This window comes from Neisseria shayeganii 871, assembly GCF_000226875.1.
In the GTDB taxonomy this organism is placed as follows: Bacteria; Pseudomonadota; Gammaproteobacteria; order Burkholderiales; family Neisseriaceae; genus Eikenella; species Eikenella shayeganii.
Map to the genome: position 1 here is coordinate 2026780 of NZ_JH164926.1, position 26715 is coordinate 2053494.

Sequence of the window (26715 nt, forward strand, 5' to 3'; positions counted from 1 at the left end):
AATCCGGTCAACCGCAAATGACAAAAAAATCCAACTCAACCCAACACCACCATGAATCTCAAGGAAATTTTGTCAGACAAAATAACCAGCCCGTACCCAATCCCAAAAACAATCTCACAATTAAGCTCAAAACAGGCTGCCTGAAAAGTTTCAGGTAGCCTGAGCCACGTTAGCTTATCTCATCTGAGCAATCTATACTTATCCGGCCCGCATTGTTATATTGACGACATAGATTCAATTTAGTGTGGAACTTGCCATGAATACACCTTTCCGAACCGTGCCCACCACCCGCTTGCGCCGTATGCGCAAAGACGAATTTTCCCGTCGCTTGATGCGTGAGCACTTATTGAGCACCAATGATTTGATTTATCCGGTTTTTGTCTTGGAACAAGGTACGCATAATGAAGCCGTGCCTTCTATGCCCGGTATCGAACGGCAAACTTTGAATAATTTACTGCGCCAGGCTGAAGAAGCCTGCAAATTGGAAATTCCGATGTTGGCACTTTTTCCAGCATCGGTTGGCCGCAAGGATTTACAAGCCAGCGAGGCTTTTAATCCCGAAGGCATCATTCCGCGCACGGTACGCGCTTTGCGCGAGCGCTTTCCTGAACTGGGTGTGATGACCGATATTGCTTTGGATCCTTATACCAGCCACGGACAAGACGGCTTGATTGACGAACAGGGCTATGTTTTAAACGATGAAACCATCGAAGTCTTGATCAAACAGGCGCTTTGTCATGCAGAAGCCGGCGCCCAGGTGGTGGCACCTTCGGATATGATGGACGGCCGCATCGGTGCCATCCGCGATGCACTGGAGGAGGCCGGACATCGCCACACCCGTATCATGGCCTATTCCGCCAAATACGCTTCCGCTTTCTACGGGCCTTTCCGTGATGCGGTCGGCAGTTCGGGCAATTTGGGCAAGGCCGATAAGCAGACCTACCAGATGGATCCGGCCAACAGCAACGAAGCCTTGCATGAAATCGCTTTGGATTTGCAGGAAGGAGCCGATATGGTGATGATCAAGCCAGGGATGCCCTACCTCGATATCATCCGCCGCGTGAAAGATGAATTCGGCGTGCCGACTTATGCCTACCAAGTATCCGGCGAATATGCCATGTTGCAGGCCGCCATTCAGAACGGCTGGCTGGACGGCAATAAGGTTATTTTAGAAAGTTTGCTTGCCTTCAAGCGGGCGGGCGCAGACGGCATCCTGACCTATTTCGCTTTGGAAGCGGCGCGGCAACTGAAACGCTGAGCAGAATGTAACGGAAAAGGCTACCTGAAAAGCTTTTCAGGTAGCCTTTATTTCGGCTGGAAAGAATTTATCCTTCGATGCTCACCTCAACACGACGGCCTTCGGCATTGTTACCTTGGGCGGCTGTGGTGTCTTCGGGTTTACGCAGCTCAATGTTTTTGGGATCCACGCCTTGCGCCTCTAAAAATGCCTTCACAACTTGGGCGCGCTGCTTGGACAACTCTGCATTCAAGGCTGCATTGCCGGTGCTGTCGGTATAGCCGCTGATGACCAGTTTTTTACCGGCCTTACCGGCTTCCACCAATTCGGCGGCAACTTGAGCAGCATTGGCGGCAACTTCGCTTTTACCGGTGGCGAAGTAGAAAACAGCCATGCCTTTGTCAAACGACACTTGGGCTTCATCCGCAGCCGGTTGCGCTTGTGAGGCTGCGGCAGGAGCAGCTTGAGAAGCAGCGGCTTCGGAAGCGGCAGGAGCGGAAGACGGTTTGGCATCTGCCGCAGCGGCAGCTTGGCCGTTATTGGATTTGCCCCACACGTAAGCCGTCAGGATGTGCACTTTGTCGTCATTCAAGAAGCCTTCCCATGCCGGCATTTGGTTATGACGGCCGTTGGTGATGGTTTCCATGATGGCTTTTTCGCTGTTACCCCACAACCAAACATCGTCGCTCAGGTTGGGGCCGGCACCCAGCACGCCTTGGCCTTTGTCGCCGTGGCAGACAAAACAGTTGGCGGGCGGACCGTGGAAGACGGCTTCACCACGTTTCACGCGGCCAGGATCCAAGTTGGGATTACCGGGATTGGACAAAGACAACACGTAGTGAGCGGCATTTTTCACGCCCTCTTCGCCCAATTGCGGACCCCAAGCAGCCATGATGCCGACACGGCCTTTGGCAATACTCTCTTTGATTTGATCGGGAGAGCCGCCCCACAGCCAATCGTGGTCGGTCAAATCGGGGAAGCCGCGCTGGCCTTTGGCATCGGAACCGTGACATTGGATACAGTAGGTATCAAAGAGGTGTTTGCCGATACGTTGGGCATCTGCGTCTTTGGCCACTTCTTCCACCGGCATATTGGCAAATTTGGCATAAACCGGAGCGAATTTTTCGTTGGCCGCTTTGACTTCTGATTCGTATTGGCTTTGGCTGGTCCAAGCCTGGCCGCCGAAGCCCACGCCTTTGAAGTCGCCCATACCGGGATACACAATCAGATAGCCGATACTGAACAAAACGGTAAGAATGAAGAGAAAGAACCACCAACGCGGCAGCGGGTTATTGTACTCTTCAATGCCGTCCCATTCATGGCCCATGGTTTTGACATCCTCGCCCTTCGGCGGCGCTTTCACTTTGTTTTGTGAAAACAGCAGCCAAAACAGACCGATGAAGCTGAGGATGACAATGGCACAAATATAGTAGTGCCAGAAACTGCTGGTAAATTGAGATGTTTCCATTATTCTGCTCCGTGCCGGTTGCGGCTACCTGAAAGGCCGGAATCATCGCCAGGCGTATCTTCATCGTCAATGATGCGCTGGCCTTCGTTTTCATAATGCGGCTTGGCTTTACGGTTGAGAGTAATCCACAACACCAAAGCAAACATCAACGCAATAATCAAAGTGACCACGATGTAGATGATCTGATTCACAGCCAAAGTCAGGATAGCCATAACCCGCCTTATTTCACTTCGTTGTTTTTCAGTGCCAAGCCCAAGCCTTGCAGGTAGGCGATGACGGCATCCAGCTCAGACTTGCCTTCCACTTCGCCGGCGGCGGCGGCAATCTGCTCGTCTGTGTAGGGCACGCCCACGGTGCGCAGGGTGCGCATGTGTTGGGCCACGGTTTCACCGTCTACGCGATTGCGCGCCAGCCACGGGAAGGCAGGCATATTGGACTCCGGCACCACGTCACGCGGATTCAGCAGGTGCAAACGGTGCCATTCGTCGGAATAGCGGCCGCCCACACGGGCCAAATCCGGACCGGTACGCTTGGAGCCCCATTGGAAGGGATGGTCGTAAACCGACTCACCGCCTACTGAATAGTGGCCGTAACGCTCGGTTTCCGCACGGAACGGACGGATCATTTGCGAATGGCAGTTGTAGCAGCCTTCGCGGATGTACACATCGCGGCCGGCCACTTGCAGGGCGGTGTAAGGCTTCACGCCCGGAGCAGGTTCGGTTACCGATTTGGTGTAAAACAGGGGAACCACTTCAACAAGCAGACCCACGCTGATTACCAAGAAGGTAAACACGATCAGGTAACCGACTTTTTCTTCAACAAGTTGTTGTAATTTCATTTTGGTAGCCTGTGCTTTCTATCTGTTGGTATTAGTGATGCTGGTTTTGGGTCAAAACCGGGATTTCGGCATTAACAGGCTTGCCGGCGGTAATCGTGCGGTACACGTTGTAGGCCATCAGCACCATGCCGGACAGATACAGCGCACCACCGACAAAGCGGATCAGGTAGAACTTCATGCTTTCCTTCACAGACTCAACGAAAGAATAAGTCAGCGTGCCATCCAAGTTCAGGTTGCCCCACATCAGGCCCTGCATCACACCGGCAATCCACATCGAAGCGATGTAGAGCACGATGCCGATGGTGCCGATCCAGAAATGCACTTCAATCAGCTTGGTGCTGTACATTTCTTTGCGGCCGAACAGGCGGGGAACCAGATAGTAGATAGAACCGATGGTGACGAAGCCCACCCAGCCCAAAGCGCCGGAGTGCACGTGGCCGACCGTCCAGTCGGTGTAGTGGCTCAAAGCGTTCACCGTTTTGATCGACATCATCGGGCCTTCGAAAGTAGACATACCGTAGAAGGACAGGGACACCACCAAGAACTTCAGAATCGGATCGGTGCGCAGTTTGTGCCACGCGCCGGACAGCGTCATGATGCCGTTGATCATGCCGCCCCAAGAGGGCGCAAACAGAATCAGCGACAACACCATGCCCAGAGACTGGGTCCAGTCAGGCAGGGCGGTGTAGTGCAAATGGTGCGGGCCGGCCCACATATAGGTGAAAATCAAAGCCCAGAAGTGCACAACGGACAAACGGTAGGAATAAACCGGGCGGCCCGCTTGTTTGGGCACGAAGTAATACATCATGCCCAAGAAAGCAGCGGTCAGGAAGAAGCCCACCGCATTGTGGCCGTACCACCACTGCACCATGGCGTCGATGGCGCCGGAATACACCGGGTAAGAAGTCATGCTGAACAGGCCGGTCGGCACAGCCAAGCTGTTGACCACGTGCAGCAAGGCCACAGCCAAAATGAAGGCACCGTAGAACCAGTTGGCCACATAGATATGTTTCACTTTGCGCTTGGCGATGGTGCCGAAGAACACAACCGCATAAGCCACCCACACCAAGGTAATCAGAATATCGATGGGCCAAGCCAATTCGGCATATTCCTTACCTTGGGTGTAGCCCAGCGGCAGGGTAATGGCGGCCAGCACAATCACTGCCTGCCAGCCCCAGAATGTAAACGCCGCCAGCTTGTCGCTGAACAGGCGCACATTACAAGTACGCTGCACCACATAATAAGAAGTGGCGAACAGGCCGCAACCGCCGAATGCGAAGATCACCGCATTGGTATGCAGAGGACGCAGGCGGCCGAAGTGGAACCACGGACCTACATCGGTCAAGTTGAGTTGCGGCCAATAAAGCTGCGCGGCGATAATCACGCCGACCAGCATGCCCACAATCCCCCAAACCACAGTCATGATGGCGAACTGGCGCACCACTTTGTAGTTATAAGTTTGCGTTTCCATGAGAAATCTCCATTAAAAATGGCTTTATATAACATCAATATCGGTTTGCATCGGCCAAATTTCCGCACCCATGCGTCCGATTTATCTTAAAAATTGAAACACCGCAGCCGCCGTTAAACATAGTCTTAACACAAACTGCGGGTGTTTTAACCGTGCCATTTTAAAGCAAAATACGGGCCTTAACCACAAAAACGCAGTTTACGCCCTGTTTTTTACTTTGTGCCGCGCCCGGCAGGCCGGCGAACCCGGCAAGAATATCCTTTTCCCCTCCCCGCCGCCTTGACAAACATCAAGCCGCCCCAAAATTGTAAACAACTCTTTACACGAGGCTACCTGAAACATGCCGCACTACCGTATTTCCGCCCTGCCCCTGCGCCACCTTTTCCGCGTCGAGCTCACCTTCTCCCACCAAGGCAATCAAGCACCGAAGCTCAGCCTGCCCAATTGGGTGCCCGGCAGCTATATGATCCGCGAATTCGCCCGCCATCTCACCGATCTCTCTGCCAGTTGCAACGGGCAAACCGTTCCCCTGCAACAGCTCGACAAACACACTTGGCAGGCCGCCGCCAATTGCCACGGCGAATGGCAACTGGTTTACCACATCTACGCCTTCGACCTTTCCGTGCGCGGCTGCTATCTCGACAGCGAACGCGGCTTCTTCGACGGCGCCGCCCTGTTTCTGCGCCTGCACGGCAGCGAGCAACAAACCCATCGGGTAAGATTAGACTTCCCCGCCGAATGGCAAACCGCCACTTCCCTGCCCCGCCTGGACGACGGCAGCTACCACGCGCCTAACTACCGCCAACTCATCGACCACCCAGTAGAAGCCGGCTGTTTGGAAATACTCGAATTCACCGCCCGCGGCCTGCCACACCGCATCGTGCTCAGCGGCCGTTATGCCGACTTCGACCGCGACCGCCTGCTCCGTGACACCCTCGCCATTTGCGAAACCCAGCTCGACTTTTTCCCTGCTCCCGCCCCGTTTGCCGACTACACCTTTTTACTGCACGTGGGCGACAAGCTATACGGCGGCCTCGAACACGGCAGCGCCACCGCCCTCTTGGCCGACCGCCGCTGCTTGCCTGCACACGGCCTTGGCGAACCCGACGACGGTTACACCCAATTGCTCGGCCTGATTTCGCACGAATACTTCCACGCCTGGAACGTCAAATCCATCCAGCCGGCCGCCTTTGCCGAATCCGAACTCGACCGCGAAGCCTATACCGAACAGCTGTGGGCGTTTGAAGGCATCACCTCTTATTACGACGATTTATTCCTCGTACGCAGCAGCGTGCTCAGCCCGGCAGGCTACCTGAAACTGCTGGCGCAAAACCTCACCCGCGTACAACAAGGCCACGGCCGCCGCCTGCAAAGCCTGGCCCAATCCAGTTTCACCGCTTGGGACAAATACTACAAACCCAACGAAAACAGCCCCAACGCCATCGTCAGCTACTACCAGAAAGGTGCCCTCGCCGCCCTCTGCCTCGACCTCACCGTGCGGCAGCGCAGCCAAGGCCGACACAGCCTCGACAGCATCATGCAGGCGCTCTACCAAGACTGGCTCGACCACCGCACCCCCTTGCCCGAAGGCCGCTGGGAAAGCTTCGCCCAAAGCCTCACCGGCTTAGACCTGCAAGACTTTTTCGACCACGCCGTCCGCAGCACCGCCGAGCTGCCTCTGGCCGACAGCCTGGCATACGGCGGCATCCGTCTGAACTGGCTGCCTCTGCCCCGCAGCCACGGCGGCGGCACGGGCAGCACCCCGCCGCCGGCCGCAGCCGTTCCCGACTTCGGCGCCCGCTTCAAACAAAACGCCGCCGACATCACGCTCAGCCATGTTTTCAGCCACGGCAGCGCCGAACAGGCCGGCCTGGCCGCCGGCGACCGACTGATCGCTCTCAACGGCTATGCTGCCGCCGACTTTGCCGCACTGTGGGCACAACAACCGGTGGGCAGCCGCATCAGCGCACACTACTTCCGCCACGGCGTGCTGCGGCAAACCGAGATTGACGTGCAGGCCGCCCAAGCCGACACCGCCTGGCTGTCGGTATCCGATGCCGACGCGCTGGCCCGCTGGCTGCAGATGCCCGATTCTGTTCAGGCAGCCTGATCCGCCGCCATGAACAAACTGCTCGCCCAGCTACCCGTTTTCATCACCCCGCCCCTGCTGTGGGCGGGCAATATGATTGTCGCCCGCGCCATCCGCGACGACATTCCGCCGCTCACGCTGGCCTTCGGCCGCTGGGTGATTTCCCTCTTGATCCTGCTGCCGTTTGCCTGGGCGCTGATGCGGCGCGACCGCCTGCGCTACCGGCAGCATTACCGCCTGATCATCGGCACCGCGCTCGCGGGCATCGCCGCCTTCAACACCTTTGTTTACATCGGCCTGCACACCACCACCAGCACCAACGCCCTACTGCTCAATTCCTGCATTCCCGTGCTCATCATGCTGCTGGGCGCCGTGTTTTACCGCCAAGGCCTCAACCGCTGGCAAAGCCTTGGCCTGGTGTTGTCATTGGCGGGCGTGGCCGTCATCATCCTGCGCGGCAGCTGGCACAACCTGCTCGCCCTGCGCTTTGCCGTCGGCGACGTGTGGGTGTTTGCCGCCACCGTGTGCTGGGCGGTGTACACCCTATGGATGAAACGCTTGCCGGCCGACATCCACCGAACCGGCCTCACCGCGGTGCAAATCCTCATCGGCCTCTTCGCCCTGCTGCCTTTCTTCCTGTGGGAAACCGTCTCCGGCGCAACGGTCAACTGGCAGCCCGCCGCCCTGCTCGGCTTGGCCTATGTGGGCATTTTCCCTTCCGTGGTCGCCTATCTGTGCTACACCGCCGCCATTGCCCGTTTCGGCGCGGTGCGTGCCGGGCTGAGCATCCACCTGATGCCGGTTTTCGGCACCCTCTTGGCCTTTCTGCTGCTCGACGAGCAGCTGCACGCCTACCACTGGTTTGGCATGGCCGCCATTTTCGGCGGCATTCTGCTCAGCAGCCGCAACGCCGAAGGCAAACCTTGAAATGCCTTGCAGTCAATCTACTTTCAGGTAGCCTGCGGAGGGCAGCGGCAGGCTAGGATGCCCGCCCTACAGTTCAGTTGCCCACCGCCGCGCACAACTCGCAACAGCCGAATGCGCCTATCCGACAATATGCGGCCAGAGACCTTTGCAAAACCCCCATCTGCGGCGCATTTCTGCGTTGTGCGTTTATGCCCTATGGGTACTGCTCGCTCACTTGCCTATCGTGTGATATGTCTGCGTTCGCTGCGCTGCTACGCCTTGAACTGCATCCACATCTGGAGGTTTTGCAAAGGTCTCGACCAGTACTTTGTCAGACCCCAAAATCCGGCCAAACGCCCATAAAAACAGGCTACCTGAAACCTTTCAGGTAGCCTGTTGGCCGCAGTGGAAACGGCAAGGGATTACACATAATCCCGCTGTTCGCCCTGCCCCTCGATGTTGTCGGCGCAGCGGCCGCAGATGGTGGGGTGGTCGGCACGGACGCCGACTGCTTCGGTGTAGTGCCAGCAGCGTTCGCACTTGGGCGCTTGGCTGGGCTGCACCGCCGCCGCCCATTCTTCACCTTCTTGCAGGCCGACTTTCGACACCAGCAGGGCGAAGCGCAATTCGTCGCCCAAGGCTTTCAGGTAGCCGTAGGCTTCGGCCGGAGCGGTCAGCGCCACTTCGGCCTGCAGGGACGAACCCACCGATTTGTCGGCGCGCAAAGGCTCGATGGCGGCGGTCACGGCGGCGCGCGCCTGGCGCACGGCACTCCATTTTTTCAGCAGTTCGGCTTCGCTGGCCGCCGGCATGGTGGGGAAGTTGTGCCAAGTGTGGAACAGCACGCTGTCTTCCTCGCCGCCGCCGATAATGTCCCACGCTTCTTCGGCGGTGAAACACAAAATCGGCGACATCAACAACACCAGGCTGCGTGTAATGTGGTAGAGCGCGGTTTGGGCGCTGCGGCGGGCGTGACCGTCGGTTTGGGTGGTGTAGAGGCGGTCTTTCAGAATGTCCAGATAGAACGCGCCGAGGTCTTCGGAACAGAAATTGACGATTTCTTGCACTGCGAAGTGGAAGGCGTAACGCGGATAATATTCGCCGGCCACTTTCTCCTGCAGCTGGCGCGCCAGCACCAGGGCGTAGCGGTCGATTTCCACCATATCGGCCTGCGGCACCGCGTCGTCGATCGGGCTGAAATCTTTCAGGTTGGCAAACAGGAAGCTGAGCGTGTTGCGGATGCGGCGGTAGCTTTCGGTGACACGCTTGAGGATTTCTTTGGAAATGGCCAGCTCGCCGCTGTAATCGGTGGCGGCGGTCCACAGGCGTAGGATGTCGGCGCCGAATTCGTTATACACCTCTTGCGGGGCCACCACATTGCCCAGCGATTTGGACATTTTGCGGCCGTTTTGGTCCACCACGAAGCCGTGGGTCAGCAGCTGTTTATACGGGGCGCGGCCCAAAGTGGCGCAGCCGGTGAGCATGGAGGATTGGAACCAGCCGCGGTGCTGGTCGCTGCCTTCCAAGTAAAGGTCGGCCGGCCAGGCCAGTTCTTGGCGCTGTTTCAACACGGAAAAATGGGTGCTGCCGGAATCGAACCACACGTCCATGGTGTCGCTCAGTTTGTCGTACTGTTCGCAGTCTTCCGGGCTGAGCAGCTCGGCTTTATCCAATTCAAACCAAGCGTTAATGCCTTTTTGCTCGATGCGTTGCGCCACTTTTTCCAGCAGCTCGGCCGAATCGGGGTGCAGCTCGCCGGTTTCTTTGTGAGCGAAGAAGGTCATCGGCGTGCCCCAATAGCGCTGGCGGCTCACCACCCAGTCGGGGCGGCCTTCGATCATGGCCTGGAGACGGGCGCGGCCCCAGGCGGGGAAGAATTCGGTGTCGTCCACCGCTTTGAGGGCGGTGTTGCGCAGGGTGGCGCCGTTGTGGCCGGCTTTGTCCATGCCGACAAACCATTGGCCGGTGGCGCGGTAGATCAGCGGGGTTTTGTGCCGCCAGCAGTGGGCGTAGCTGTGCTCGATTTTGTCTTCGGCCAACAGGCGGTTTGCTTCTTTCAGCCAGTCGATGATCACCGGATTGGCGGCCCACACGGTCAGGCCGGCCACGCGCGGCACTTCGCCGATGTAGCGGCCTTCGCCGTTTACCGGGTTGTAGAGCTCGATGCCGTATTGCTGGCAGACGAAATAGTCTTCCAAACCGTGCGCGGGCGCGCTGTGCACGAGGCCGGTACCGGCGTCGGTGGTGACATGGTCGCCGTTGAGCATCAGGATGTCGCGCTCGAGAAAGGGGTGGGCCAGATGCAGGTTTTCCAGTTTGCTGCCGGTGGTTTCGGCCAACACAGGGCTACCTGAACAGCCGTAGCGGGCCAGCGCGGCTTCGGCCAGGTCTTTGGCCAGCACCAGTTTGCCTTTGGGCGTGTCGATGAGCTGGTAGACGATGTCGGCACCGGCGGCAATCGCCTGGCTGGCGGGCAGCGTCCACGGCGTGGTGGTCCAGATCACGGCGTAGGCTTCGCCGTCGAAGGCATTCAAGCCGAAAGCCGCCGCCAATGCGGCCGGGTCGCGGAAGGGATAGGCCACGTCGATGGCATGGGAAATTTTGTCCTTATACTCCACTTCGGCTTCGGCCAACGAAGAGCCGCAATCCAAACAGAATTGGACGGGCTTGGCGCCGCGGTAAAGGTAGCCGGCTTGGTAGATTTCGCCGAGGGTGCGCACGGTGTCGGCCTCGGTTTGGTAGTTCATGGTGAGATAGGGCTTGTCCCAATCGCCCAGCACGCCCAGGCGGATGAAGTCTTTTTTCTGGCGGGCAATCTGCTCGGCGGCGTATTCGCGGCACAGCTCGCGGAATTTGCCGTCGGGCATGTCTTTGCCGTACAGCTTTTCCACCATCACTTCAATCGGCAGGCCGTGGCAGTCCCAACCGGGCACATAAGGGGCGTCGAAGCCGGCCAGTGTTTTGCTGCGCACGATGATGTCTTTGAGGATTTTGTTGACGGCATGACCGATGTGGATGTCGCCGTTGGCATAGGGCGGGCCGTCGTGCAGGATGAATTTCGGGCGGCCTTGGGCTTTTTGGCGCAGTTTCTGATAGCGTTTTTGATCCTGCCAGTCTTTCACCCACGCCGGCTCGCGCTTGGCGAGGTTGCCGCGCATGGGAAAGGGCGATTCGTAAAGATTGACGGTTTTGCTGTAGTCGGTCATATCGGGTTCTCTTGTTTGGGCAGCGGCTGTCATTGAGCCGCTGAAATTCTCAGGCTACCTGAAACCCGGTTTCAGGTAGCCTCGGGGCAACGCACACTCGCGTTACCATTTGTTAAAGGATGTTTATTTTATAAGGCTTAGGCCAAAAAGGCTACCTGAAAGGGGGCCTGGCGTGCCTCATTCGGGCAACTCGGGCGGCGGCGGCGGCATGGCGGCGTTTTCACGCTCGGGATCGGGTTTTTTCCAGCCCAGCAGCAGCCACATGCCGAGCAGGCAGATTTGGCCGAGCAGCACATAGGCGGAAATCATCAGAAAATCTTCCCAAAACCAGAAGTCGAAGCGGTAGTTTTCCATCAGCGGATTGCTCTCGCCGAGAAACACCCAGGCGGCATGCAGCCACATGCCCCAAGTGAGCAGGGTAAACAGCAGGTATTTCACCCGCCGGCGGCGCGGCAGGTGGTCGATTTTCTGCTGGATGATCATCGGGTTGATTTTGCTACGGCGGAACATCTCACACCCCCCTGTCCGGGCTGACCCAAGTGGCCTGCCGTTTGCGGTCGCGCAGCAGGGCTTTGGGAATGCCCATCACCAAAGTGGCCACGCTCATGGCCCAAAACACATAGGGATACCACACGCTGTTGACAAAATAGCGGCCCACGCCTTTTTCGTAGCGGCTGTCTATCCACACGCTCAACATGAATTGCACCAGGAAAAACAAAAACAACAGCGCACTTTGTGCGGGCAGAAAATCATCGGCATTGTTCCAGGTAATCATCGGCGTGTCGTAGAACACGATTTTGGCCACCAAAATGGCAATCAGCGAGTAGGCCCAAAAAGCCGTGACCATGTATTCCGCATACAGCGGCCACAGGCGGCGGTAGTCCCAGCGCCACACATAACGCGCGTATTTCATGATTACTTCCGCCCCGCCCTGCGCCCAGCGCAGGCGCTGTTTGAACAGGCCGCGGAAAGATTCGGGCATCAGCACCCAGCACAAGGCGCGCGGCTCGTAAGCGATGTTGTAGCCCGCCAGCTGCACCTTCCAGCTGATGTCGATGTCTTCGGTGATCATATTGGTGCTCCAACCGCCCACCTGCAGCAACACCGAGCGGCGGAAACCGCAAATCACGCCGGAAACGGTAAACACCGTGCCCAGAATACATTGCGCACGCTTGATCAGGCCGATGATGGAGCTGAATTCGGCCACCTGCATTTGGCCGAGAATGGTGCTGCGGTTGCGCACACGGGGGTTGCCGGTGACGCCGCCGATCATCGGGTCGGACAGCAGAGTCTGCATCATGTAGTCCACCGCTTTGCGGTCGAGCACGGCGTCGCCGTCGATACAGACCACATATTCGCTGTCGATTTTCTGCAGGGCATTGTTGAGCGCACTGGCCTTGCCGCCGTTGGGCTGGTGGATGGCGCGGATTTTGTGGGGATGCTGCGCCGCCAGCTCGTTGATCACACGGCGCGTGTTGTCGCGGCTGCCGTCGTTAATCAACACCAGCTCGTAATTGGGGTAGTTCAGCGTGACCAAAAACGGGACGGATTTGCGCAGATTGGCCGCTTCGTTGTAGCAGGGCACCAAGACGCTGACTTTGGGCGCGTCTTTGGCGCGGAATTTCGGCTCGGGCCTGCCGCGCTCCCAGAAGAAATAGTAGAAGGTGCCGAACACCGTCCAATAAACGGCCATCGCACCGGGATAGAGGAAAACAAACAGCGCCAGCCAGCTAATCCATTCAGGCATGGCCGCCTCCCTGCGGGAGTGCAAACAGGTAAGCAGTGTGTGTGGTCATAAAGCACCATTGTGTCCGGCAAAGCTTGAAGCGGCTGTTAGGGTTTCAGGCCGCCGGTATTGTTTTTATTTTATGGGATGAAAAAGCAGCATCCTGTTTTCCGCCGGTATCATGCTGACGGAGCGGAAAAAAGGGGGAGCGGATTTTAACACAGCCGCCCGCCGCAGATGAAGGCGGCTGCCCTGCGGCCGCCGGGTTTTACCGTGACAGATGGCAAAAGCGCCACACAGATACCCTTGGCCCCGCCCACAGGCTACCTGAAAGCGCCACCGTGTTTCAGGTAGCCTGTTCGGCATGCAGCACTTCCGGCCAGCCGAATGCCCGCATCACCTGCCGCCAAGCCGTATCCGGCTCCGCCTGTGCCGTGATGCGGCAACCTGGCTTCTGCGGGCTGCAAAAACTGAGCGCACGCGCGTGCAGCAGCAGGCGGCGGTTGCCGCAAAAAGCGGCGACGGCGTGGTTTTGGCGCAAATCGCCGTGGGTGGTGTCGCCCACAATCGGGTGGAAGATGTGCTTGAGATGGCGGCGGATCTGATGCTGGCGGCCGGTGAGCGGTGACACCGCCAGCCAGGCATAGCGCGAGGTGGGATGACGCGGATGGCTGGCAAACGGCAGTTCGGCGCGCGCCAGCGTGCGATAGTCGCTTATCGCCTGCTGCGCGGCTTTATCGGGATCGGCCAAGGGGTCGGCCAGCGGATCCGCCAGAGTTTTCAGGGGGTGGTCGATGCGGCCGCACTCCGGCGGCCAGCCGCGCACCACCGCCCAATATTCCTTATCCACTTCACGGTTTTCAAATTGCCGTGTCAGCAAGCGGGCGGCTTCGGGATCACGGGCAAACAGCACCACGCCGGAAGTGGGCCGGTCGAGACGGTGGACGGGGTAAACATGGCCGCCGATTTGGTCGCGCAGGGTCTGCATCAGAAACACGGTTTCGCGGCGGTCGATCGCACTGCGGTGAATCAGCATGCCGGCCGGCTTGCACACGGCCAAACAGGCCTCGTCTTGGTACAAAATCGGAATCATACACATACGGGCTACCTGAAAACCAAACAGCCCCTCCAAACAAACAGGCTGAGACCTTTGCAAAACCCTCATCTGCGGCGCATTTCTGCGTTGTGCGTTTATGCCCTATGGGTACTGCTCGTTCGCTTGCCTATCTATATGATATGTCTGTCCCACAGGGATTCCTGACGTTCACACTCGCTGCGCTGCTACGCCTTGAACTGCATCCACATCTGGGGGTTTTGCAAAGGTCTCAGGCTTGGTATTTTAGCCCACCCTCCTTACAATAGGCTCCGTTTTTCTCCTTCCTGTTCCGCCCAATGAGCAGCCAAGCCGTTTATTTCACTTTTCTTCTGTTTGTGGCCGCCACCACCCTGCTGCAGCTCTATCTCTCGCTGCGCCAGAGCCGTGCGGTGCTGCGCCACCGCCACCGCGTGCCGGCCGACTTCGCCACCGCCGTCACACTGGAAGAACACCAAACCGCCGCCGATTACGCACTGGCCAAACAGCGGCTGGCGCGCTGGCAGATTGTATACGACACCCTGCTGCTCCTGCTGTTCACCCTCGGCGGCGGCCTCAACCTGCTGGCCCGCTGGACGGCCGGCTGGAGCGAGCACCCGCTCACCCAAGGCGTATATCTGGTGGCCGCCTTCGTTTTACTCAACGCCCTGCTCTCGCTGCCCTTCTCACTCTACCGCACCTTCCGCCTCGAAGCCGCCTTCGGCTTCAACCGCGCCACGCCCGCCACCTTTGCCGCCGACCAACTCAAAGGCCTGCTGCTCGGCGGCCTGATCGGTATTCCCCTGCTGTATGCCATGATTTATCTGATGGGCGCCATGGGCAAGGGCTGGTGGCTGTGGGTGTGGCTGCTGTGGCTGGGCTTTTCGCTGCTGATGCTGTGGGCATTTCCCAAATGGATCGCCCCGCTGTTCAACCGCTTCGAGCCGCTGCCCGACGCCGCCCTGCGCCAACGCATCGAAGACCTGCTCTCGCGCACCGGCTTCTGCAGCGACGGCGTATTCGTGATGGACGGCAGCAAGCGCAGCGGCCATGCCAACGCCTATTTCACCGGCCTGGGCCGCCACAAACGCATCGTCTTTTTCGACACCCTGTTGGGCAATCTACTGCCGCAAGAAGTGGAAGCGGTGCTGGCGCACGAGCTCGGCCACTTCAAACACCGCCACATCGCCAAGCAAATGGCCATCACCTTCCTGCTGGCCTTGGCCGTGCTGTTTGTACTCGGCCAAGTCATCCACCACAGCGCGTTTTACCAAGGCTTGGGCGTGGCCCACCCCAGCCACGCCATGGCCCTGCTGCTGATGCTGCTGGTTTTGCCCGTGTTTACCTTCCCGTTTGCCCCGCTGGCCGGCTTGGCCTCGCGCAAAAACGAATTCGAGGCCGACCGCTTCGCCGCTGAACACGCTTCGGCCGCCGATTTGGCTGCCGCTCTGGTCAAACTCTACCGCAGCAATGCCGCCAGCCTGGTGAGCGACCCCTGGTATTCGCGCTTCTACGACAGCCACCCCGGCGCCCGCGAACGCCTCGCCGCGCTCAAACAGCTGCCCGAACAGGCTACCTGAAACCCACAAGCAAGCGCCGGGGCAACACCGGCGCAGTAGCCTGTGTATAATCCCTTCATTTCCGCATAGCGCCGAGGAGCGAGCCGTGAACCGTTTTTACCCCCACCCCGTGATTGCCTTGGAAGGCTGGCCGTTTATCATAGCCGGCCTGATTGTCAGCCTCCTGCTCAGCTTCTGCTGCGGCTGGTGGTCGCTGCCCTTCTGGCTGTTCACCCTATTTGCCGTGCAGTTTTTCCGCGACCCCGCCCGCGATATTCCGCAAGACCCCGATGCCGTGCTCTGTCCGGCCGACGGCCGCATCGTGGTGGTCGAACGCGCCACCGACCCCTTCCGCCAAACCGAAGCCCTCAAAATCAGCGTGTTCATGAACGTGTTCAACGTGCATTCCCAACGCGCACCGGTGGACGGCACCGTCACCCGCGTCGAATACTTCCGCGGCAAATTCCTCAACGCCGCGCTGGATAAAGCCAGCACCGAAAACGAACGCAACGCCGTGCTGGCCACCACCCGCAGCGGCCGCGACATCACCTTTGTTCAGGTAGCCGGCCTGGTGGCGCGCCGCGTGCTGTGCTATGTGCAAGCCGGCGAACCGATTGTGCGCGGCGAACGCTACGGCTTCATCCGCTTCGGCTCGCGGGTAGATGTGTATCTGCCCTTGGATGCCCAAGCCACCGTGAGCATCGGCGACAAAGTCAAGGCCAGCGAAACCATCCTCGCCCGCCTGCCCTTAACCGCCCCTGCGGCTGAAACACCCGCTGCACCCGCCTCCGCCCCGGCTGCCACCACCGCAGCCATGCCTGCTGAAGCCACAGCGGCGCAAACAGACGAACAGCAAATCGTTTTGGCCGCCGCCGAACGCGCCCAAGCCGCTGCCGAAACCGTGATGAAGCAGGAATAAACGGCTGAGCCTTTGCAAAACATCCCCATACCCCCTAAATTGCCGCCCGGCCATTTAGGGGCGTTCCAATGGGCAACTTTTCTAGCAAACCACACCGAGTCAAGACGGCGATGCCCGTTGGGTGGAGCAAGACAGCCGCCTCCACCCGGGCTAAGGACACTACTCCTTCTACTGATGCCGCAGGCTATCGAGAATTGCACACCTCCCCGGCAATGCTCTCTACAGCAGGCATCTGACGCCTTGCCGGCAGAACTGGTGAAGGTAGCACCGTCTATGCAGACAAAGGCGGTGACAGCCAAGCAAACCGGCCATATTTGGCAAGACAGGGGCTGGAAGCGGCCATGCAAAATGCATACCGCGGAGCCGGCCGTTAAACCGAGAACAGAACCGCCGCAACCGCCGTCCGGCGAAAGTGCGCCAGTTGGCGGAACAAAGCTTCGGTATCCTGCAGCGTACCTTCCCTTACGCCCGGTCGGCCTATTGGGGTCTGAATTAAGGTAAGCACACAAGGCCATTTGAAGGCGATGTGGGTGAACCTGCTGAAAGCGGACAACAAACCCTAATGTGCCTGTTGCTGCCTAAAAGGTGGCGGATTGCCTGAAAAACAGGGAAATTTAGCCAAAACCAAGGAAAACATCCGAAACCGCAGGCTGCGGTTTCGGATGTGAGGTGAGGATGGGCGGCGCAAAGGTTACAAGCCTTTTTCCGTCCCGGCTGCTGCCGGATCGCTTAAATGGCTCGGCCGCTCACCCAGTTGCGGATGGCACGCGCATCGTTCACACGGGTGGTGGTGGAGGGCGAATTGAGCAGCACAATTACCAAAGGCTGCTGCTGCACATTGGCATACAGCACCATCGAGCGGCCGCTTTCGCGGATGTAGCCGGTTTTCTGTAGGGAAATATTCCACGCGCCTTCACGGATCAGCGCATTGCTGTTGCGGTATTGCTGCACGCGGCCATTGCTGGTATAGGCCGAGCCGGAATTGGCCGTGCTGAACTGGCGGATCACCGGATACTCGTTGGCCGCCCGCACCATCAGGCTCAAATCGCGGGCGGTGGAAACATTGCGGAAATCCAAACCGGTAGGCTCGTAAAAACGGGTTTGGTGCATGCCCAAACTTTGCGCTTTTTGGTTCATCGCCGCCACAAAAGCCGGCATCCCACCCGGATAATTGCGGCCCAAGGCATGGATGGCGCGGTTTTCGCTGCTCATCAAACCCAAATGCAGCATATCGCGACGGCTCATGACCGTGCCGATGCTCAGGCGGCTGGACGTGCCTTTCAAACGGTCGATTTCAGCCGTAGTAATCTCCAGCTGCTCACCCATGTTTTGACGCGCATCCAGCACCACCATGGCCGCCATCAGCTTGGAAATAGAGGCAATCGGGCGCACTTGGTCGATGCCCTTCTGATAGAGAATCTCGCCGCTGCGGCCGTTCATGATCAAAGCCGACTGTGAAGACAACAGCGGGCCGGCCAATGCGGCCTGCGCTTCCACCACATCGGCCGGGCGGCTGCTGATGAAGTTGCCCAGCGGATCTTCTTGTACCGGCAGCTTTTGCTCCAAAAAGTCGCCCAATACATCGATGTCGTCTTGCGCCGATGCCGGTAAGCTGAATGCCATCAGGCTGAACCCGGCGGCCAGGGCTACGCCCCATTTCTTAAACTGAAACCACTGCATTTTTGTTTTACCTCAACTACTTAAATCAAACAAAGCGGCTGCAGATTCTGCCGCATCACACGTTTACGCAAACGTTCAATTTATGATTGAAAACATAACCTTATTCATTTTGGTTAAAAAACACGGCCTTGTAAAGCCTTTTTACCCAATCCGCCCGTGCTGCGTATCGCCGGCACAACCGGGCGCCGTTTGATATGGCGGGCGTAACTCTATATACTGGCGCGTCTTTTGCAGCCATTTTTTCCAGTACAAACATCATGAGTAAAGACCTCCGCCATTGTTCTTTCTGCGGCAAATCCGAAAACGAAGTCAAAAATCTGATTGAGGGAGACGATGCCTTAATCTGCAACGAGTGCATCGACACCTGCAGCCATATGATCCATAACGCGGAAGCCGATGCCGGCGCTGACGCGGAAAACGACCGTCTGCCCACGCCTGCGGAAATCGTGGCCAACCTCGACCAACATGTGATCGGCCAAGAGCAGGCCAAAAAAGCCTTGGCCGTTGCGGTTTACAACCATTACAAACGCCTGCGCCACCCCAAAGAAGGCGACAACGTCGAGCTGTCCAAATCCAATATCCTGCTCATCGGTCCCACCGGCTCGGGCAAAACCCTGCTGGCGCAAAGCCTGGCACGCAAGCTGAACGTGCCTTTCGTGATGGCCGACGCCACCACACTCACCGAAGCCGGTTATGTGGGCGAAGATGTGGAGCAAATCATCACAAAACTGCTGGGCAAATGCGATTTCGACGTAGAGAAAGCGCAAAAAGGCATTGTCTATATTGACGAAATCGACAAAATCTCCCGCAAGAGCGACAACCCCTCGATTACGCGCGACGTCTCCGGGGAGGGCGTACAGCAAGCGCTGTTGAAACTGATTGAAGGCACCGTGGCCTCCGTGCCGCCGCAAGGCGGGCGCAAGCACCCGAACCAAGAGTTCATCAACGTGGACACCACCAACATTCTGTTTATCTGCGGCGGTGCTTTTGCCGGCTTGGAGAAAGTGATCCGTCAGCGCACCGAAAAAGGCGGCATCGGCTTCGGCGCGGCGGTGCACAGCAAAGACGAAGACGCCGATATCACCGAGCTGTTTGAAGTGGTGGAGCCGGAAGACCTGATCAAATTCGGCCTGATTCCCGAATTAATCGGCCGTCTGCCGGTGATCGCTACCCTGGCCGAACTGGATGAAGACGCGCTGATCAATATTCTCACCGAGCCGAAAAACGCTTTGGTAAAACAATACCAAGCCCTGTTTGCCATGGAGGGCGTGGAATTGAAGGTGCAGCCCTCTGCCCTGCGCAGCATCGCCAAGTTGGCGATGAGCCGCAAAACGGGCGCCCGCGGCCTGCGCTCGATTGTCGAGCGCGCCCTGCTGGAAACCATGTACCGCCTGCCCGATGTCAAAGATGAGATCACAACCGTGGTCATTGACGAAGCCGTCATCGACCGGCAACAGCAGCCCAAACTGCTGCGTGAAGACGGCAACGAATACGCCGCTTAAATAAACAGGCTCCCTGAAAAGGCAAAGTGTTTTTTCAGGTAGCCTGAGGAGCAAAACCATGTGGCACATCGTCGCCATCGGCTATATTTTCGTCACCCTAATGTTCTCCATCGCCCAGCCTTCCTTGGCGCGGGCCTTGATTTATCTGGTGTTCTGGACCATTCTGCCCACCCTGTTTATGTTTTGGGTGGCGATGGTCAGACGGCGCAACCGGCTGATGAAGCGACAGGAGCAAAACCCGCCGTCTGCCAAAGAACCTTAAGTGCCCAGACACAAGCGGCCAGTATTGCCCACCCCAATCAAAGCGCGCATCAAGAAACCGAGGCCGTTTCTGTCCAAACAGAAACGGCCTCGGTTTTTTCTTCTCAGGCTACCTGAAAGCTGTTACAGAAGCTGAGCAGAGCAGTTTGCTGCTTATGCCACTTGGGTTTGGTGTTCGTCGCCGTTGCGTGCGCGGATTTCGCCCAAACGGTAAACGGTTTCGCCTTGTTCGGCCAAGAATTTTTGCACTGCTTCGGCATCTTCTTTGGCGATGATTACGACCATGCCGATGCCGCAGTTGAAGGTGCGGTACATTTCTTGTTGCGCCACATTGCCGGCTTGTTGCAGCCATTGGAACAGCTTGGGTATTTGCCATGCGTTGGCATCGATTTGGGCAACGGTATTTTCGGGCAGCACGCGCGGTACGTTTTCGGTGATGCCGCCGCCGGTGATGTGCGCCATGCCTTTGATGGTGAACTGTTTCAGCGCGGCGAGAATCGGTTTCACATACAGGCGGGTGGGCGCGATGATGGCTTGGCGCAGGGTTTTGCTGCCGTCAAACGGTGCGTCCAAATCGGGCTGGTCGCGCTCGATGATTTTGCGTACCAACGAATAGCCGTTGGAATGTGCGCCGTTGGAAGCTAAGCCCAGTACCACGTCGCCAGGCACGATGCTGCGGCCGTTGATGACTTGGTCTTTTTCCACCACGCCCACGGCGAAGCCGGCTAAATCGTATTCGCCTTCGGGATACATGCCGGGCATTTCGGCGGTTTCGCCGCCGATGAGGGCGCAGCCGGATGCTTCGCAGCCTTGGGCGATGCCTTTAATCACGTCGGTAGCACGGGCAACATCGAGTTTGCCGCAGGCGAAGTAGTCGAGGAAAAACAGCGGCTCCGCGCCTTGCACCAGAATGTCGTTCACGCTCATGGCCACCAGGTCGATGCCGACGGTGTCGTGTTGGTCCCAATCGAAAGCCAGTTTCAGTTTGGTGCCCACGCCGTCGGTGCCGGAAACGAGCACGGGGTTTTGGTATTTCTTGCTGATTTCCACCAGTGCGCCGAAGCCGCCCAAATCGCCCAATACTTCGGGGCGCATGGTGCGTTTGGCAAAAGGTTTGATGTTTTCAACGAGTTGGTCGCCTGCGTCGATGTCCACGCCTGCGTCGCGGTAGCTTAAAGATTGGCTCATGATGCGCTTTCTGAGTCGGAAAAGAAAAACGGGCTTATTTTAACCGATTTTAACCGCCTCATTCAGGCTTTCCGCTTCGATATGCCACAGACAGGCTGAGACCTTTGCAAAACCCCCATCTGCGGCGCATTTCTGCGTTGTGCGCTGCTCGCTCGCTTGCCTATCTGTCTGATATGTCTGCACTCGCTGCGCTGCTACGCCTTGAACTGCATCCACATCTGGGGGTTTTGCAAAGGTCTCAGGCTACCTGAAAAGCGGCGGGCGGCAGCCGGCATCTTCTCGGCAACGCGCATACAGCCATCGGATGCCGTCGCCAATGGCCAGCAGCGCCACGCTGGCGTGGGTTTCTTCGGGATAGGTGACGGTTTCCACCGATAACTGCCGATACTGCGGCTTCAGCAGTTGTGCGCCGAAATGCTGCACTTCGCTGACCATGGCCCGCTCGGACAATACGGCTTGGCGCTGCGATGAGCGCGGCAGATGGGGAGCCAATGTTTCTTCGTATTGGCCGGCGCTGAGCCGCAATCCGAACCGGCCCTCTCCCGCCGCAGCCAGGCGGCCCGAGAAAGCCGGCCATTCCTGCAGAATGCGGCGTTGGTTCCACCAGATAGACGGGCTGGCTGCCAAGCGGTTGCGGAAGCTGGCCGGGTATTTCATCAGGCTGTACAAAGCGAACAAACCGCCGTAAGAATGGCCGAATAAGTTTTGCTGCTGCGGATTCAACGGAAAACGGTGCGCCAAATCGGGCCGTAATTCTTCAGTGAGAAAACGGTGGAACGCGTCTGCCCCGCCAAAGCGACGGCTCAAACGGTCGCCGGTTTGGCTGTAATCTTCAGATGGAGGCGTGTAGTCTTCCGCACGGGCGGCCAAATCCAGAAAATGCTGGTCGGAGTAGCCCACGCCCACCAATAGCATGGGCACCGCACCGTTTTCCTCCGCCCGCATCCACATGCCTTGAGCGGCCATGGCCGCTACCGGGAAAAATGCGTCGCCGTCCAACACATACAGCACCGGATAACCCTGTGTCGGCGCCGGGCCGACTGCGGCTACCTGAATGCGGTAGGTTTTGCCGGTATGGCGGCTGGGTAAACGGTATTCATACGCCCCCGGCACCACCGCCGGCGACAATTGCGCCGCAGGCACCGCCGGCTCACTGCGGGCGGCCGGGGCGGCCAAACATATACTGAGCACACTCAAGAAAATCGTCCAACGCATGATGTTTTACCAATGGTAATTGAGGCCGAACACAATGCTGCGGCGGCTGCCGGGGAAGCATTGGGTGGTGCGCGCACTGCCGGTGGTGCCGCGTGCAAAGCAGCCGCCGTAATGGATTTTATCGGCCGCATTATGGATATTCAGCGAGGCCGTCGCGCCTTGCAGCGTTTGGCTGAGGTGGCCCAAATCGTAACGGGCGCCCAAATCAACCAAGGTGGCGGCAGGCGTTTTTACCGTGTTGGCCACATCCGCATAGCTGGCAGACACATGGCGTATGCCGGCAGACAATTTCAATCTCTCGTTCAGCAAGGCATATTGCAGCCATAGCGAGGCCATGGTGGCGGGCAGCCCCACCGGGCGGCTGCCCAACTCCTCTTTGATGTTGGAACGGGTCACTTCGGGCTTCAGCCAAGTCAGCGCCGCAATGGTGCTCCAGCGCTCGTTCCATTCCGCCCGGGCTTCCAACTCCATGCCCCTCACGCGCACCTGGCCGGTTTGAATCTGCGCACTCGGATGCGCCCCTGTGTGGGTGTCTTTGGTCAGCACATGATTCCGGGTCAGCTGGAAAGCGGACAGGCCGAACAAAGCGCGAAACTGCTCGGGCTGATATTTGAGGCCGATTTCCCACTGCTCGGCCGTGGTGGCGTGGAACGGTTTTTTGTCGCCATAAAGATTCAGGGTTGATACCGGCTCAAATGAAGTGGCATAGCTGGCGTAAGGCGATAAACCGTTGTCCGCCCGATACATCAGCGCCGCCTGATACGTGGTTTTGTGGTCCCGCCGGTCATGCTGCTGCCGTCGGTAGGCCGGCAACAGCTGGTCCACCGTTTCCCGGGTATGTACGCGGTCATGGCGTACCCCCAGCTGCGCCAGCCAAGCGCCGGCTTCCATTTGGTTCTGAACATACAGGCCAAGCTGTTGCTGCCGCCTGCGGCCGTCGCTCTGCCAAGGCGGCGTGAGGATGACGCTGCTCTGCGGATTGGCCGCATCCACCGGCGGCACCCCGGCTCCGCCGCGCAAATTGCCCAATAGGCGCTCGGCCCGGTTGTTTTGGTAATCGGCACCGATATTGAGCGTATGTTTGACGGCACCGGTGTGAAAGCGCAGGCGCAATTGGGCATCGGTGTGGATGCCGCGCATTTTTTCATCGGAGGCAGTGGCCGTTCTGGCCCAAGTGCTGCCGCCCAGATGCCCCATCAATGAAGTGTTGCGGAACTCAGAACGCCCATGCGCATAGAGCAGATTATGCTGTAAGGAAATGTTTTCGTTCCATGTGTGCGATAGGCGGTAACCCAACAGCGCCGTATCGCGCTTAAAGCGCTCAAAACTGCGCTCGCCCAAAAAAGCATGTTCCGGCACATTACCTGCCGGATTGTTTTCCAACGTGCCATAAGCCGGCACCGCATTGTAGTCGCCCCCGGCAGGATCGTGCTGCCACTGCGCATGTGCCGTCAGCTCGGTTTGCGGGCCGATGCGCCAGGTCAGCGAAGGAGCCAGGGCATAACGCTCGGCGGCTAAGCCGGTTTTCGATTCGCTGTACCGGTGCAGACCGGTGAGCCGCAAGGCCACGCTTTCTCCCTGCCCCAAAGGCTGGTTGATGTCGAAACCGACAAAGCGGTTGCTGTCATGGCCGGCCTCAACCGCCACTTCCCTGCTCGGCTCAAAATAGGCGCGTTTGCTGATTTGATTGACCAAACCGCCGGGATTGATTTGGCCGTATTGCACAGAGTTGGCGCCACGCACCACATCAATCCGCTCCAACAAATACGGATCAATGGCACTTTTCAGGTAGCCTTGTCCGGCCGGCAAACGCTGTCCGTCAAGATATTGGACAAAGTTGGCATTGCCGCCGAAACCGCCGAAGCCGCGCAAAAAAATACTGTCGTAGCGGCGGCTGGTACGCGATTCGGAAAACGTACCCGGCGTATAACGCAATGTCTGCGCCACATTCTGCGCCCCCATTTGCCGCATCTGATCCTGCGTGATCACCGAAACCGATGCCGGCGTATGCAGCAACCGGGTATCGGTTTTGGTGGCCGTGGCGCTGCGGGTGGCCACCACACCGCTTGGCGACTGCCAAGCAGATGGCCGTTTACCGGTAACCGTGATGCTTTCCAGCTCGATGCTTTCTTCCTGCTCCGCTCCGTCTGTGCCTTGCGCAAAAGCAGAGAATGCGCCGAGCAATAGCAAATAAAGCAGAGTGAAGCGGGGCGCGGAAAAACGGAATGTCTGTGCAGAATTCATATGCTAAGAAAAGTGGAGAGTTGTTAAGATGAGCAAATATTCTGCATTAATTAAAAATAATTATCAATTATTTTGATAAAGGTTAGTCGTTTTAGGGCCTGTTAGTAGCACCTTGGTGTAGTTTACAGAGCGGTTTTTCAAGATAAAAACTGAGATCTTTGCAACCCCCATCTGCGGCGCATTTCTGCGTTATGCGTTTATGCCCTATGGGTACTGCTCGTTCACTTGCCTATCTAGATGATAGGTCTGTCCCACAGGGATTCCTGACGTTCACGCTCGCTGCGCTGCTACGCCTTGAACTGCATCCACATCTGGCGGTTTTGCAAAGGTCTCAGGCTACCTGAAACCATGCACGCCTGGCGGCCATCGGTTTCAGGTAGCCTGTTTCCAAGCCGTCAGCCTATTCTTGCGGCCGGCGGCTGCTGAGCGACTGTGCTTTTTCGATCAGGCCCACGAATTGGCGGCGCAGGCCGTAGCGGTCGGGCGATTGGGCGGACTTGGCCAAAGACAGGGTTTGCGGCCAGCCGGTTGCGCCGCTGTATTTGCCGCCGCGCAGCAGTTCGCCGTAAGCGGCTGCGGCCGCGGCTTGGCGGGTGGCGTTGCTGCTCCGGGCCAACGGCACGCTGCCCACCGCCACCGGCTGGTGGATCAGCAGACTGTTGCTTTGGCCGGGCAGTTTGTAGCGCAGGCGGATGAAGGCGTATTCGCTGGGGTTGCCCTCGGCGGCCGGGGCGTTTTGATAGCGGCTGGCCGGCAACCAGCCCTCGGCCCCGACGGGAATGATTTCATATAGCGCGGTCACATTGTGGCCGGCACCGATGTCGCCGGCATCCACTTGGTCGTTGTTGAAATCTTCGCGCGCCAGCATGCGGTTTTCATAGCCGATTAGGCGGTATTCTTTCACCGTTGCGGGGTTGAATTCCACCTGCACTTTGACGTCTTGCGCCACGGTGGCGAGGGTGGAGGAAAGCTGGCGCTGCAATACTTTGCGCGCTTCTTCGGGGCCGTCGATGTAGCTGTAGTTGCCGTCGCCGGCGTCCGCCAGCTGCTCCATCAGGTGCTCGTTGTAGTTGCCGGTGCCGAAGCCCAAGGTGGTGAGCGATACGCCGCTGCGCCGTTTTTCGGCCACCATGCTTTTGAGGGTTTCGAAGTTGGTGATGCCCACGTTAAAGTCGCCGTCGGTGGCCAGCAGAATGCGGTTGATGCCGTGGCGCACATGGCCGCGCTGCGCTTCGCGGTAGGCCTGCTGCATGGCGTTTTCGCCGGCGGTCGCACCGCCCGCTTTCAAGCCGTCCAGCGCATTGAGGATTTTCTGCCGCTGGTTGCCGGGCGTGGCGGGCAGCACCACGCGGTTGCCGTCGGCATAGGTAATCAGGGTGACGCGGTCTTGTGCGCGGGTTTGGTGCGCCAGCGTGCACAGGGTGTATTTCACCAGCGGCAGCTTGTCGCGGCTCATCATGGAGCCGGACACATCCACCAGAAACACCAAATTGGCCGGCGGCAGGGCGGCGGTGCTCATTTCTTTGGCCTGGATGCCGATGCGCAACAGCTTGGCTTGCTCGCGGAAGGGCGAGTCGGCCACTTCGGTGTGCACGGCAAACGGCTTGCCGTCGCGCGGCGGGGCGTAGCCGTAGTCGAAATAATTGATCAGCTCCTCAATACGCACCGCATCGGCCGGCGGCAGGCGGTTTTCGCGGCTGAGGAAGCGGCGCACATTGGCATAGCTGCCGGTGTCCACGTCAATGCTGAAGGTGGACACCGCCTGTTCGGCCGTGCTGTGCACCGGATTGGCTGCTTGATGGCCGTAGCGTTCGGTGTTTTGCCGCGGCATAGGCGCCGCTTCAGGGGCAATCGCAGCAGGCGATGCGGCCGGCATCATTTTTTCGGCCGTCCTCAGGGCAGAGCGCACCTGCGCCACTTCAATGTGACGGATGGCGGCCGCCGAAGGGGGCGCAGACACCAGCCGCTCCTCCGGCTCGCTCTGCAAATAGCGCTGGCAAACCTGATGCACCGAATCCGCCCACGCCGCCTGGGTACACATGGCCAGCGCGGCCGCCACGGCCGCCCGGCTGACTGAATGCTGCCACAACATGATGTTTCTCCTGAGTTGCACTGTTGAAAATCCGCGCCATCA

21 protein-coding genes and 3 pseudogenes are annotated in these 26715 nt (G+C 58.4%); 11 read left to right on the forward strand and 13 right to left on the reverse strand.

Annotation, left to right across the window (positions count from 1 at the left end):
- Positions 1-256: 256 nt before the first annotated feature.
- Positions 257-1258, forward strand: coding sequence for a porphobilinogen synthase (gene hemB / locus HMPREF9371_RS09390; protein WP_009119849.1), 1002 nt, complete (start codon positions 257-259; stop codon positions 1256-1258).
- A 67-nt stretch (positions 1259-1325) separates the two neighbouring features.
- Here hemB and ccoP read toward each other — a convergent pair whose 3' ends face one another.
- Genes ccoP through ccoN form a run of 4 tightly spaced genes read right to left on the reverse strand, consistent with a single transcriptional unit; the run spans position 1326 to position 5014 of the window.
- A complete protein-coding gene (ccoP, locus tag HMPREF9371_RS09395) occupies positions 1326-2705 on the reverse strand; it encodes a cytochrome-c oxidase, cbb3-type subunit III (RefSeq protein WP_009119850.1) in 1380 nt (459 codons plus the stop codon).
- Positions 2705-2917 (reverse strand): hypothetical protein, encoded by a 213-nt coding sequence (locus HMPREF9371_RS09400; RefSeq protein ID WP_009119851.1) that lies wholly within the window; start codon positions 2915-2917, stop codon positions 2705-2707. The genes ccoP and HMPREF9371_RS09400 overlap by 1 nt, the downstream gene beginning before the upstream one ends.
- Before the next feature lie 8 nt (positions 2918-2925).
- Positions 2926-3543, reverse strand: coding sequence for a cytochrome-c oxidase, cbb3-type subunit II (ccoO, locus tag HMPREF9371_RS09405; RefSeq protein ID WP_009119852.1), 618 nt, complete (start codon positions 3541-3543; stop codon positions 2926-2928).
- Positions 3544-3574: 31 nt separating this feature from the next.
- Positions 3575-5014, reverse strand: coding sequence for a cytochrome-c oxidase, cbb3-type subunit I (ccoN, locus tag HMPREF9371_RS09410; protein ID WP_009119853.1), 1440 nt, complete (start codon positions 5012-5014; stop codon positions 3575-3577).
- Between the two features lie 340 nt (positions 5015-5354).
- Between ccoN and HMPREF9371_RS09415 the strand changes: the two genes are divergently transcribed.
- The 3 genes and pseudogenes from HMPREF9371_RS09415 (at position 5355) to HMPREF9371_RS14050 (ending at position 8401) form a co-directional block, all read left to right on the forward strand.
- A complete protein-coding gene (locus tag HMPREF9371_RS09415; RefSeq protein ID WP_009119855.1) occupies positions 5355-7124 on the forward strand; it encodes a M61 family metallopeptidase in 1770 nt (589 codons plus the stop codon).
- Between the two features lie 9 nt (positions 7125-7133).
- Positions 7134-8030: a DMT family transporter gene (locus HMPREF9371_RS09420; protein WP_009119856.1), complete on the forward strand. Its 897-nt coding sequence runs from the start codon at positions 7134-7136 to the stop codon at positions 8028-8030.
- A 145-nt stretch (positions 8031-8175) separates the two neighbouring features.
- Positions 8176-8401, forward strand: a pseudogene (locus tag HMPREF9371_RS14050) (hypothetical protein).
- Between the two features lie 30 nt (positions 8402-8431).
- Here the strand turns inward: HMPREF9371_RS14050 and ileS are convergent.
- The 4 genes from ileS to HMPREF9371_RS09440 form a co-directional block, all read right to left on the reverse strand.
- Positions 8432-11215 (reverse strand): isoleucine--tRNA ligase, encoded by a 2784-nt coding sequence (gene ileS, locus HMPREF9371_RS09425; RefSeq protein ID WP_040660460.1) that lies wholly within the window; start codon positions 11213-11215, stop codon positions 8432-8434.
- A 177-nt stretch (positions 11216-11392) separates the two neighbouring features.
- Entirely contained in the window at positions 11393-11725 is a 333-nt protein-coding gene (locus HMPREF9371_RS09430; protein ID WP_009119858.1) for a hypothetical protein, read from the reverse strand.
- A 1-nt stretch (position 11726) separates the two neighbouring features.
- Positions 11727-12962 carry a poly-beta-1,6-N-acetyl-D-glucosamine synthase gene (gene pgaC, locus HMPREF9371_RS09435; protein WP_009119859.1) on the reverse strand — a complete coding sequence of 412 codons (1236 nt, stop codon included), beginning with the start codon at positions 12960-12962 and terminating at the stop codon, positions 11727-11729.
- 325 nt (positions 12963-13287) lie between these two features.
- Positions 13288-14034: a pseudouridine synthase gene (locus HMPREF9371_RS09440; RefSeq protein WP_040661080.1), complete on the reverse strand. Its 747-nt coding sequence runs from the start codon at positions 14032-14034 to the stop codon at positions 13288-13290.
- Positions 14035-14091: 57 nt separating this feature from the next.
- Between HMPREF9371_RS09440 and HMPREF9371_RS13630 the strand changes: the two are divergent.
- From HMPREF9371_RS13630 to HMPREF9371_RS09450, 3 genes and pseudogenes are all read left to right on the forward strand, one after another.
- A pseudogene (locus HMPREF9371_RS13630) lies at positions 14092-14303 on the forward strand (ATP-dependent exonuclease).
- Positions 14304-14333: 30 nt separating this feature from the next.
- Positions 14334-15593: a M48 family metallopeptidase gene (locus tag HMPREF9371_RS09445; protein WP_009119862.1), complete on the forward strand. Its 1260-nt coding sequence runs from the start codon at positions 14334-14336 to the stop codon at positions 15591-15593.
- A gap of 85 nt (positions 15594-15678) precedes the next feature.
- Positions 15679-16491, forward strand: coding sequence for a phosphatidylserine decarboxylase (locus HMPREF9371_RS09450; RefSeq protein ID WP_009119863.1), 813 nt, complete (start codon positions 15679-15681; stop codon positions 16489-16491).
- A gap of 729 nt (positions 16492-17220) precedes the next feature.
- On the opposite strand, the gene HMPREF9371_RS09455 is transcribed toward HMPREF9371_RS09450, so the two are convergent.
- Entirely contained in the window at positions 17221-18114 is an 894-nt protein-coding gene (locus tag HMPREF9371_RS09455; protein WP_232203098.1) for a serine hydrolase, read from the reverse strand.
- A gap of 314 nt (positions 18115-18428) precedes the next feature.
- On the opposite strand from HMPREF9371_RS09455, the gene clpX reads away from it, so the two are divergent.
- Both clpX and HMPREF9371_RS09465 read left to right on the forward strand, forming a co-directional pair.
- Entirely contained in the window at positions 18429-19673 is a 1245-nt protein-coding gene (gene clpX / locus HMPREF9371_RS09460; protein ID WP_040660462.1) for an ATP-dependent Clp protease ATP-binding subunit ClpX, read from the forward strand.
- Positions 19674-19731: 58 nt separating this feature from the next.
- Positions 19732-19935 carry a hypothetical protein gene (locus HMPREF9371_RS09465; RefSeq protein ID WP_009119866.1) on the forward strand — a complete coding sequence of 68 codons (204 nt, stop codon included), beginning with the start codon at positions 19732-19734 and terminating at the stop codon, positions 19933-19935.
- 152 nt (positions 19936-20087) lie between these two features.
- Here HMPREF9371_RS09465 and purM read toward each other — a convergent pair whose 3' ends face one another.
- Positions 20088-21122 (reverse strand): phosphoribosylformylglycinamidine cyclo-ligase, encoded by a 1035-nt coding sequence (purM, locus tag HMPREF9371_RS09470; protein ID WP_009119867.1) that lies wholly within the window; start codon positions 21120-21122, stop codon positions 20088-20090.
- A 95-nt stretch (positions 21123-21217) separates the two neighbouring features.
- On the opposite strand from purM, the gene HMPREF9371_RS13635 reads away from it, so the two are divergent.
- Positions 21218-21373: a lipoprotein signal peptidase gene (locus HMPREF9371_RS13635; protein WP_083814005.1), complete on the forward strand. Its 156-nt coding sequence runs from the start codon at positions 21218-21220 to the stop codon at positions 21371-21373.
- On the opposite strand, the gene HMPREF9371_RS09475 is transcribed toward HMPREF9371_RS13635, so the two are convergent.
- Together HMPREF9371_RS09475 and HMPREF9371_RS09480 are read right to left on the reverse strand one after the other, a co-directional pair.
- Positions 21366-22337, reverse strand: coding sequence for an alpha/beta hydrolase (locus HMPREF9371_RS09475; protein ID WP_009119869.1), 972 nt, complete (start codon positions 22335-22337; stop codon positions 21366-21368). The two genes, HMPREF9371_RS13635 and HMPREF9371_RS09475, sit on opposite strands and share 8 nt — an antisense overlap.
- A gap of 6 nt (positions 22338-22343) precedes the next feature.
- Positions 22344-24581, reverse strand: a complete 2238-nt coding sequence (locus HMPREF9371_RS09480; protein WP_009119870.1) for a TonB-dependent siderophore receptor — start codon at positions 24579-24581, stop codon at positions 22344-22346.
- A gap of 171 nt (positions 24582-24752) precedes the next feature.
- On the opposite strand from HMPREF9371_RS09480, the pseudogene HMPREF9371_RS13640 reads away from it, so the two are divergent.
- Positions 24753-24925: pseudogene (locus tag HMPREF9371_RS13640) on the forward strand (ATP-dependent exonuclease).
- Between the two features lie 56 nt (positions 24926-24981).
- Here HMPREF9371_RS13640 and HMPREF9371_RS09485 read toward each other — a convergent pair.
- Positions 24982-26673, reverse strand: coding sequence for a vWA domain-containing protein (locus tag HMPREF9371_RS09485; RefSeq protein WP_009119872.1), 1692 nt, complete (start codon positions 26671-26673; stop codon positions 24982-24984).
- Positions 26674-26715: the final 42 nt, after the last annotated feature.

Coding starts and splice junctions, on each gene's coding strand:
- ileS (WP_040660460.1), bottom strand. CDS start 11,215: ATGACCGACTACAGCAAAACCGTCAATCTTTACGAATCGCCCTTTCCC.
- HMPREF9371_RS09455 (WP_232203098.1), bottom strand. CDS start 18,114: ATGGCATTCAGCTTACCGGCATCGGCGCAAGACGACATCGATGTATTG.
- purM (WP_009119867.1), bottom strand. CDS start 21,122: ATGAGCCAATCTTTAAGCTACCGCGACGCAGGCGTGGACATCGACGCA.
- clpX (WP_040660462.1), top strand. CDS start 18,429: ATGAGTAAAGACCTCCGCCATTGTTCTTTCTGCGGCAAATCCGAAAAC.
- HMPREF9371_RS09415 (WP_009119855.1), top strand. CDS start 5,355: ATGCCGCACTACCGTATTTCCGCCCTGCCCCTGCGCCACCTTTTCCGC.
- hemB (WP_009119849.1), top strand. CDS start 257: ATGAATACACCTTTCCGAACCGTGCCCACCACCCGCTTGCGCCGTATG.
- HMPREF9371_RS09465 (WP_009119866.1), top strand. CDS start 19,732: ATGTGGCACATCGTCGCCATCGGCTATATTTTCGTCACCCTAATGTTC.
- HMPREF9371_RS09445 (WP_009119862.1), top strand. CDS start 14,334: ATGAGCAGCCAAGCCGTTTATTTCACTTTTCTTCTGTTTGTGGCCGCC.
- ccoP (WP_009119850.1), bottom strand. CDS start 2,705: ATGGAAACATCTCAATTTACCAGCAGTTTCTGGCACTACTATATTTGT.
- HMPREF9371_RS09400 (WP_009119851.1), bottom strand. CDS start 2,917: ATGGCTATCCTGACTTTGGCTGTGAATCAGATCATCTACATCGTGGTC.
- HMPREF9371_RS09420 (WP_009119856.1), top strand. CDS start 7,134: ATGAACAAACTGCTCGCCCAGCTACCCGTTTTCATCACCCCGCCCCTG.
- ccoO (WP_009119852.1), bottom strand. CDS start 3,543: ATGAAATTACAACAACTTGTTGAAGAAAAAGTCGGTTACCTGATCGTG.
- HMPREF9371_RS09485 (WP_009119872.1), bottom strand. CDS start 26,673: ATGTTGTGGCAGCATTCAGTCAGCCGGGCGGCCGTGGCGGCCGCGCTG.
- pgaC (WP_009119859.1), bottom strand. CDS start 12,962: ATGCCTGAATGGATTAGCTGGCTGGCGCTGTTTGTTTTCCTCTATCCC.
- HMPREF9371_RS09440 (WP_040661080.1), bottom strand. CDS start 14,034: ATGATTCCGATTTTGTACCAAGACGAGGCCTGTTTGGCCGTGTGCAAG.
- HMPREF9371_RS09475 (WP_009119869.1), bottom strand. CDS start 22,337: ATGCGTTGGACGATTTTCTTGAGTGTGCTCAGTATATGTTTGGCCGCC.
- ccoN (WP_009119853.1), bottom strand. CDS start 5,014: ATGGAAACGCAAACTTATAACTACAAAGTGGTGCGCCAGTTCGCCATC.
- HMPREF9371_RS09480 (WP_009119870.1), bottom strand. CDS start 24,581: ATGAATTCTGCACAGACATTCCGTTTTTCCGCGCCCCGCTTCACTCTG.
- HMPREF9371_RS09430 (WP_009119858.1), bottom strand. CDS start 11,725: ATGTTCCGCCGTAGCAAAATCAACCCGATGATCATCCAGCAGAAAATC.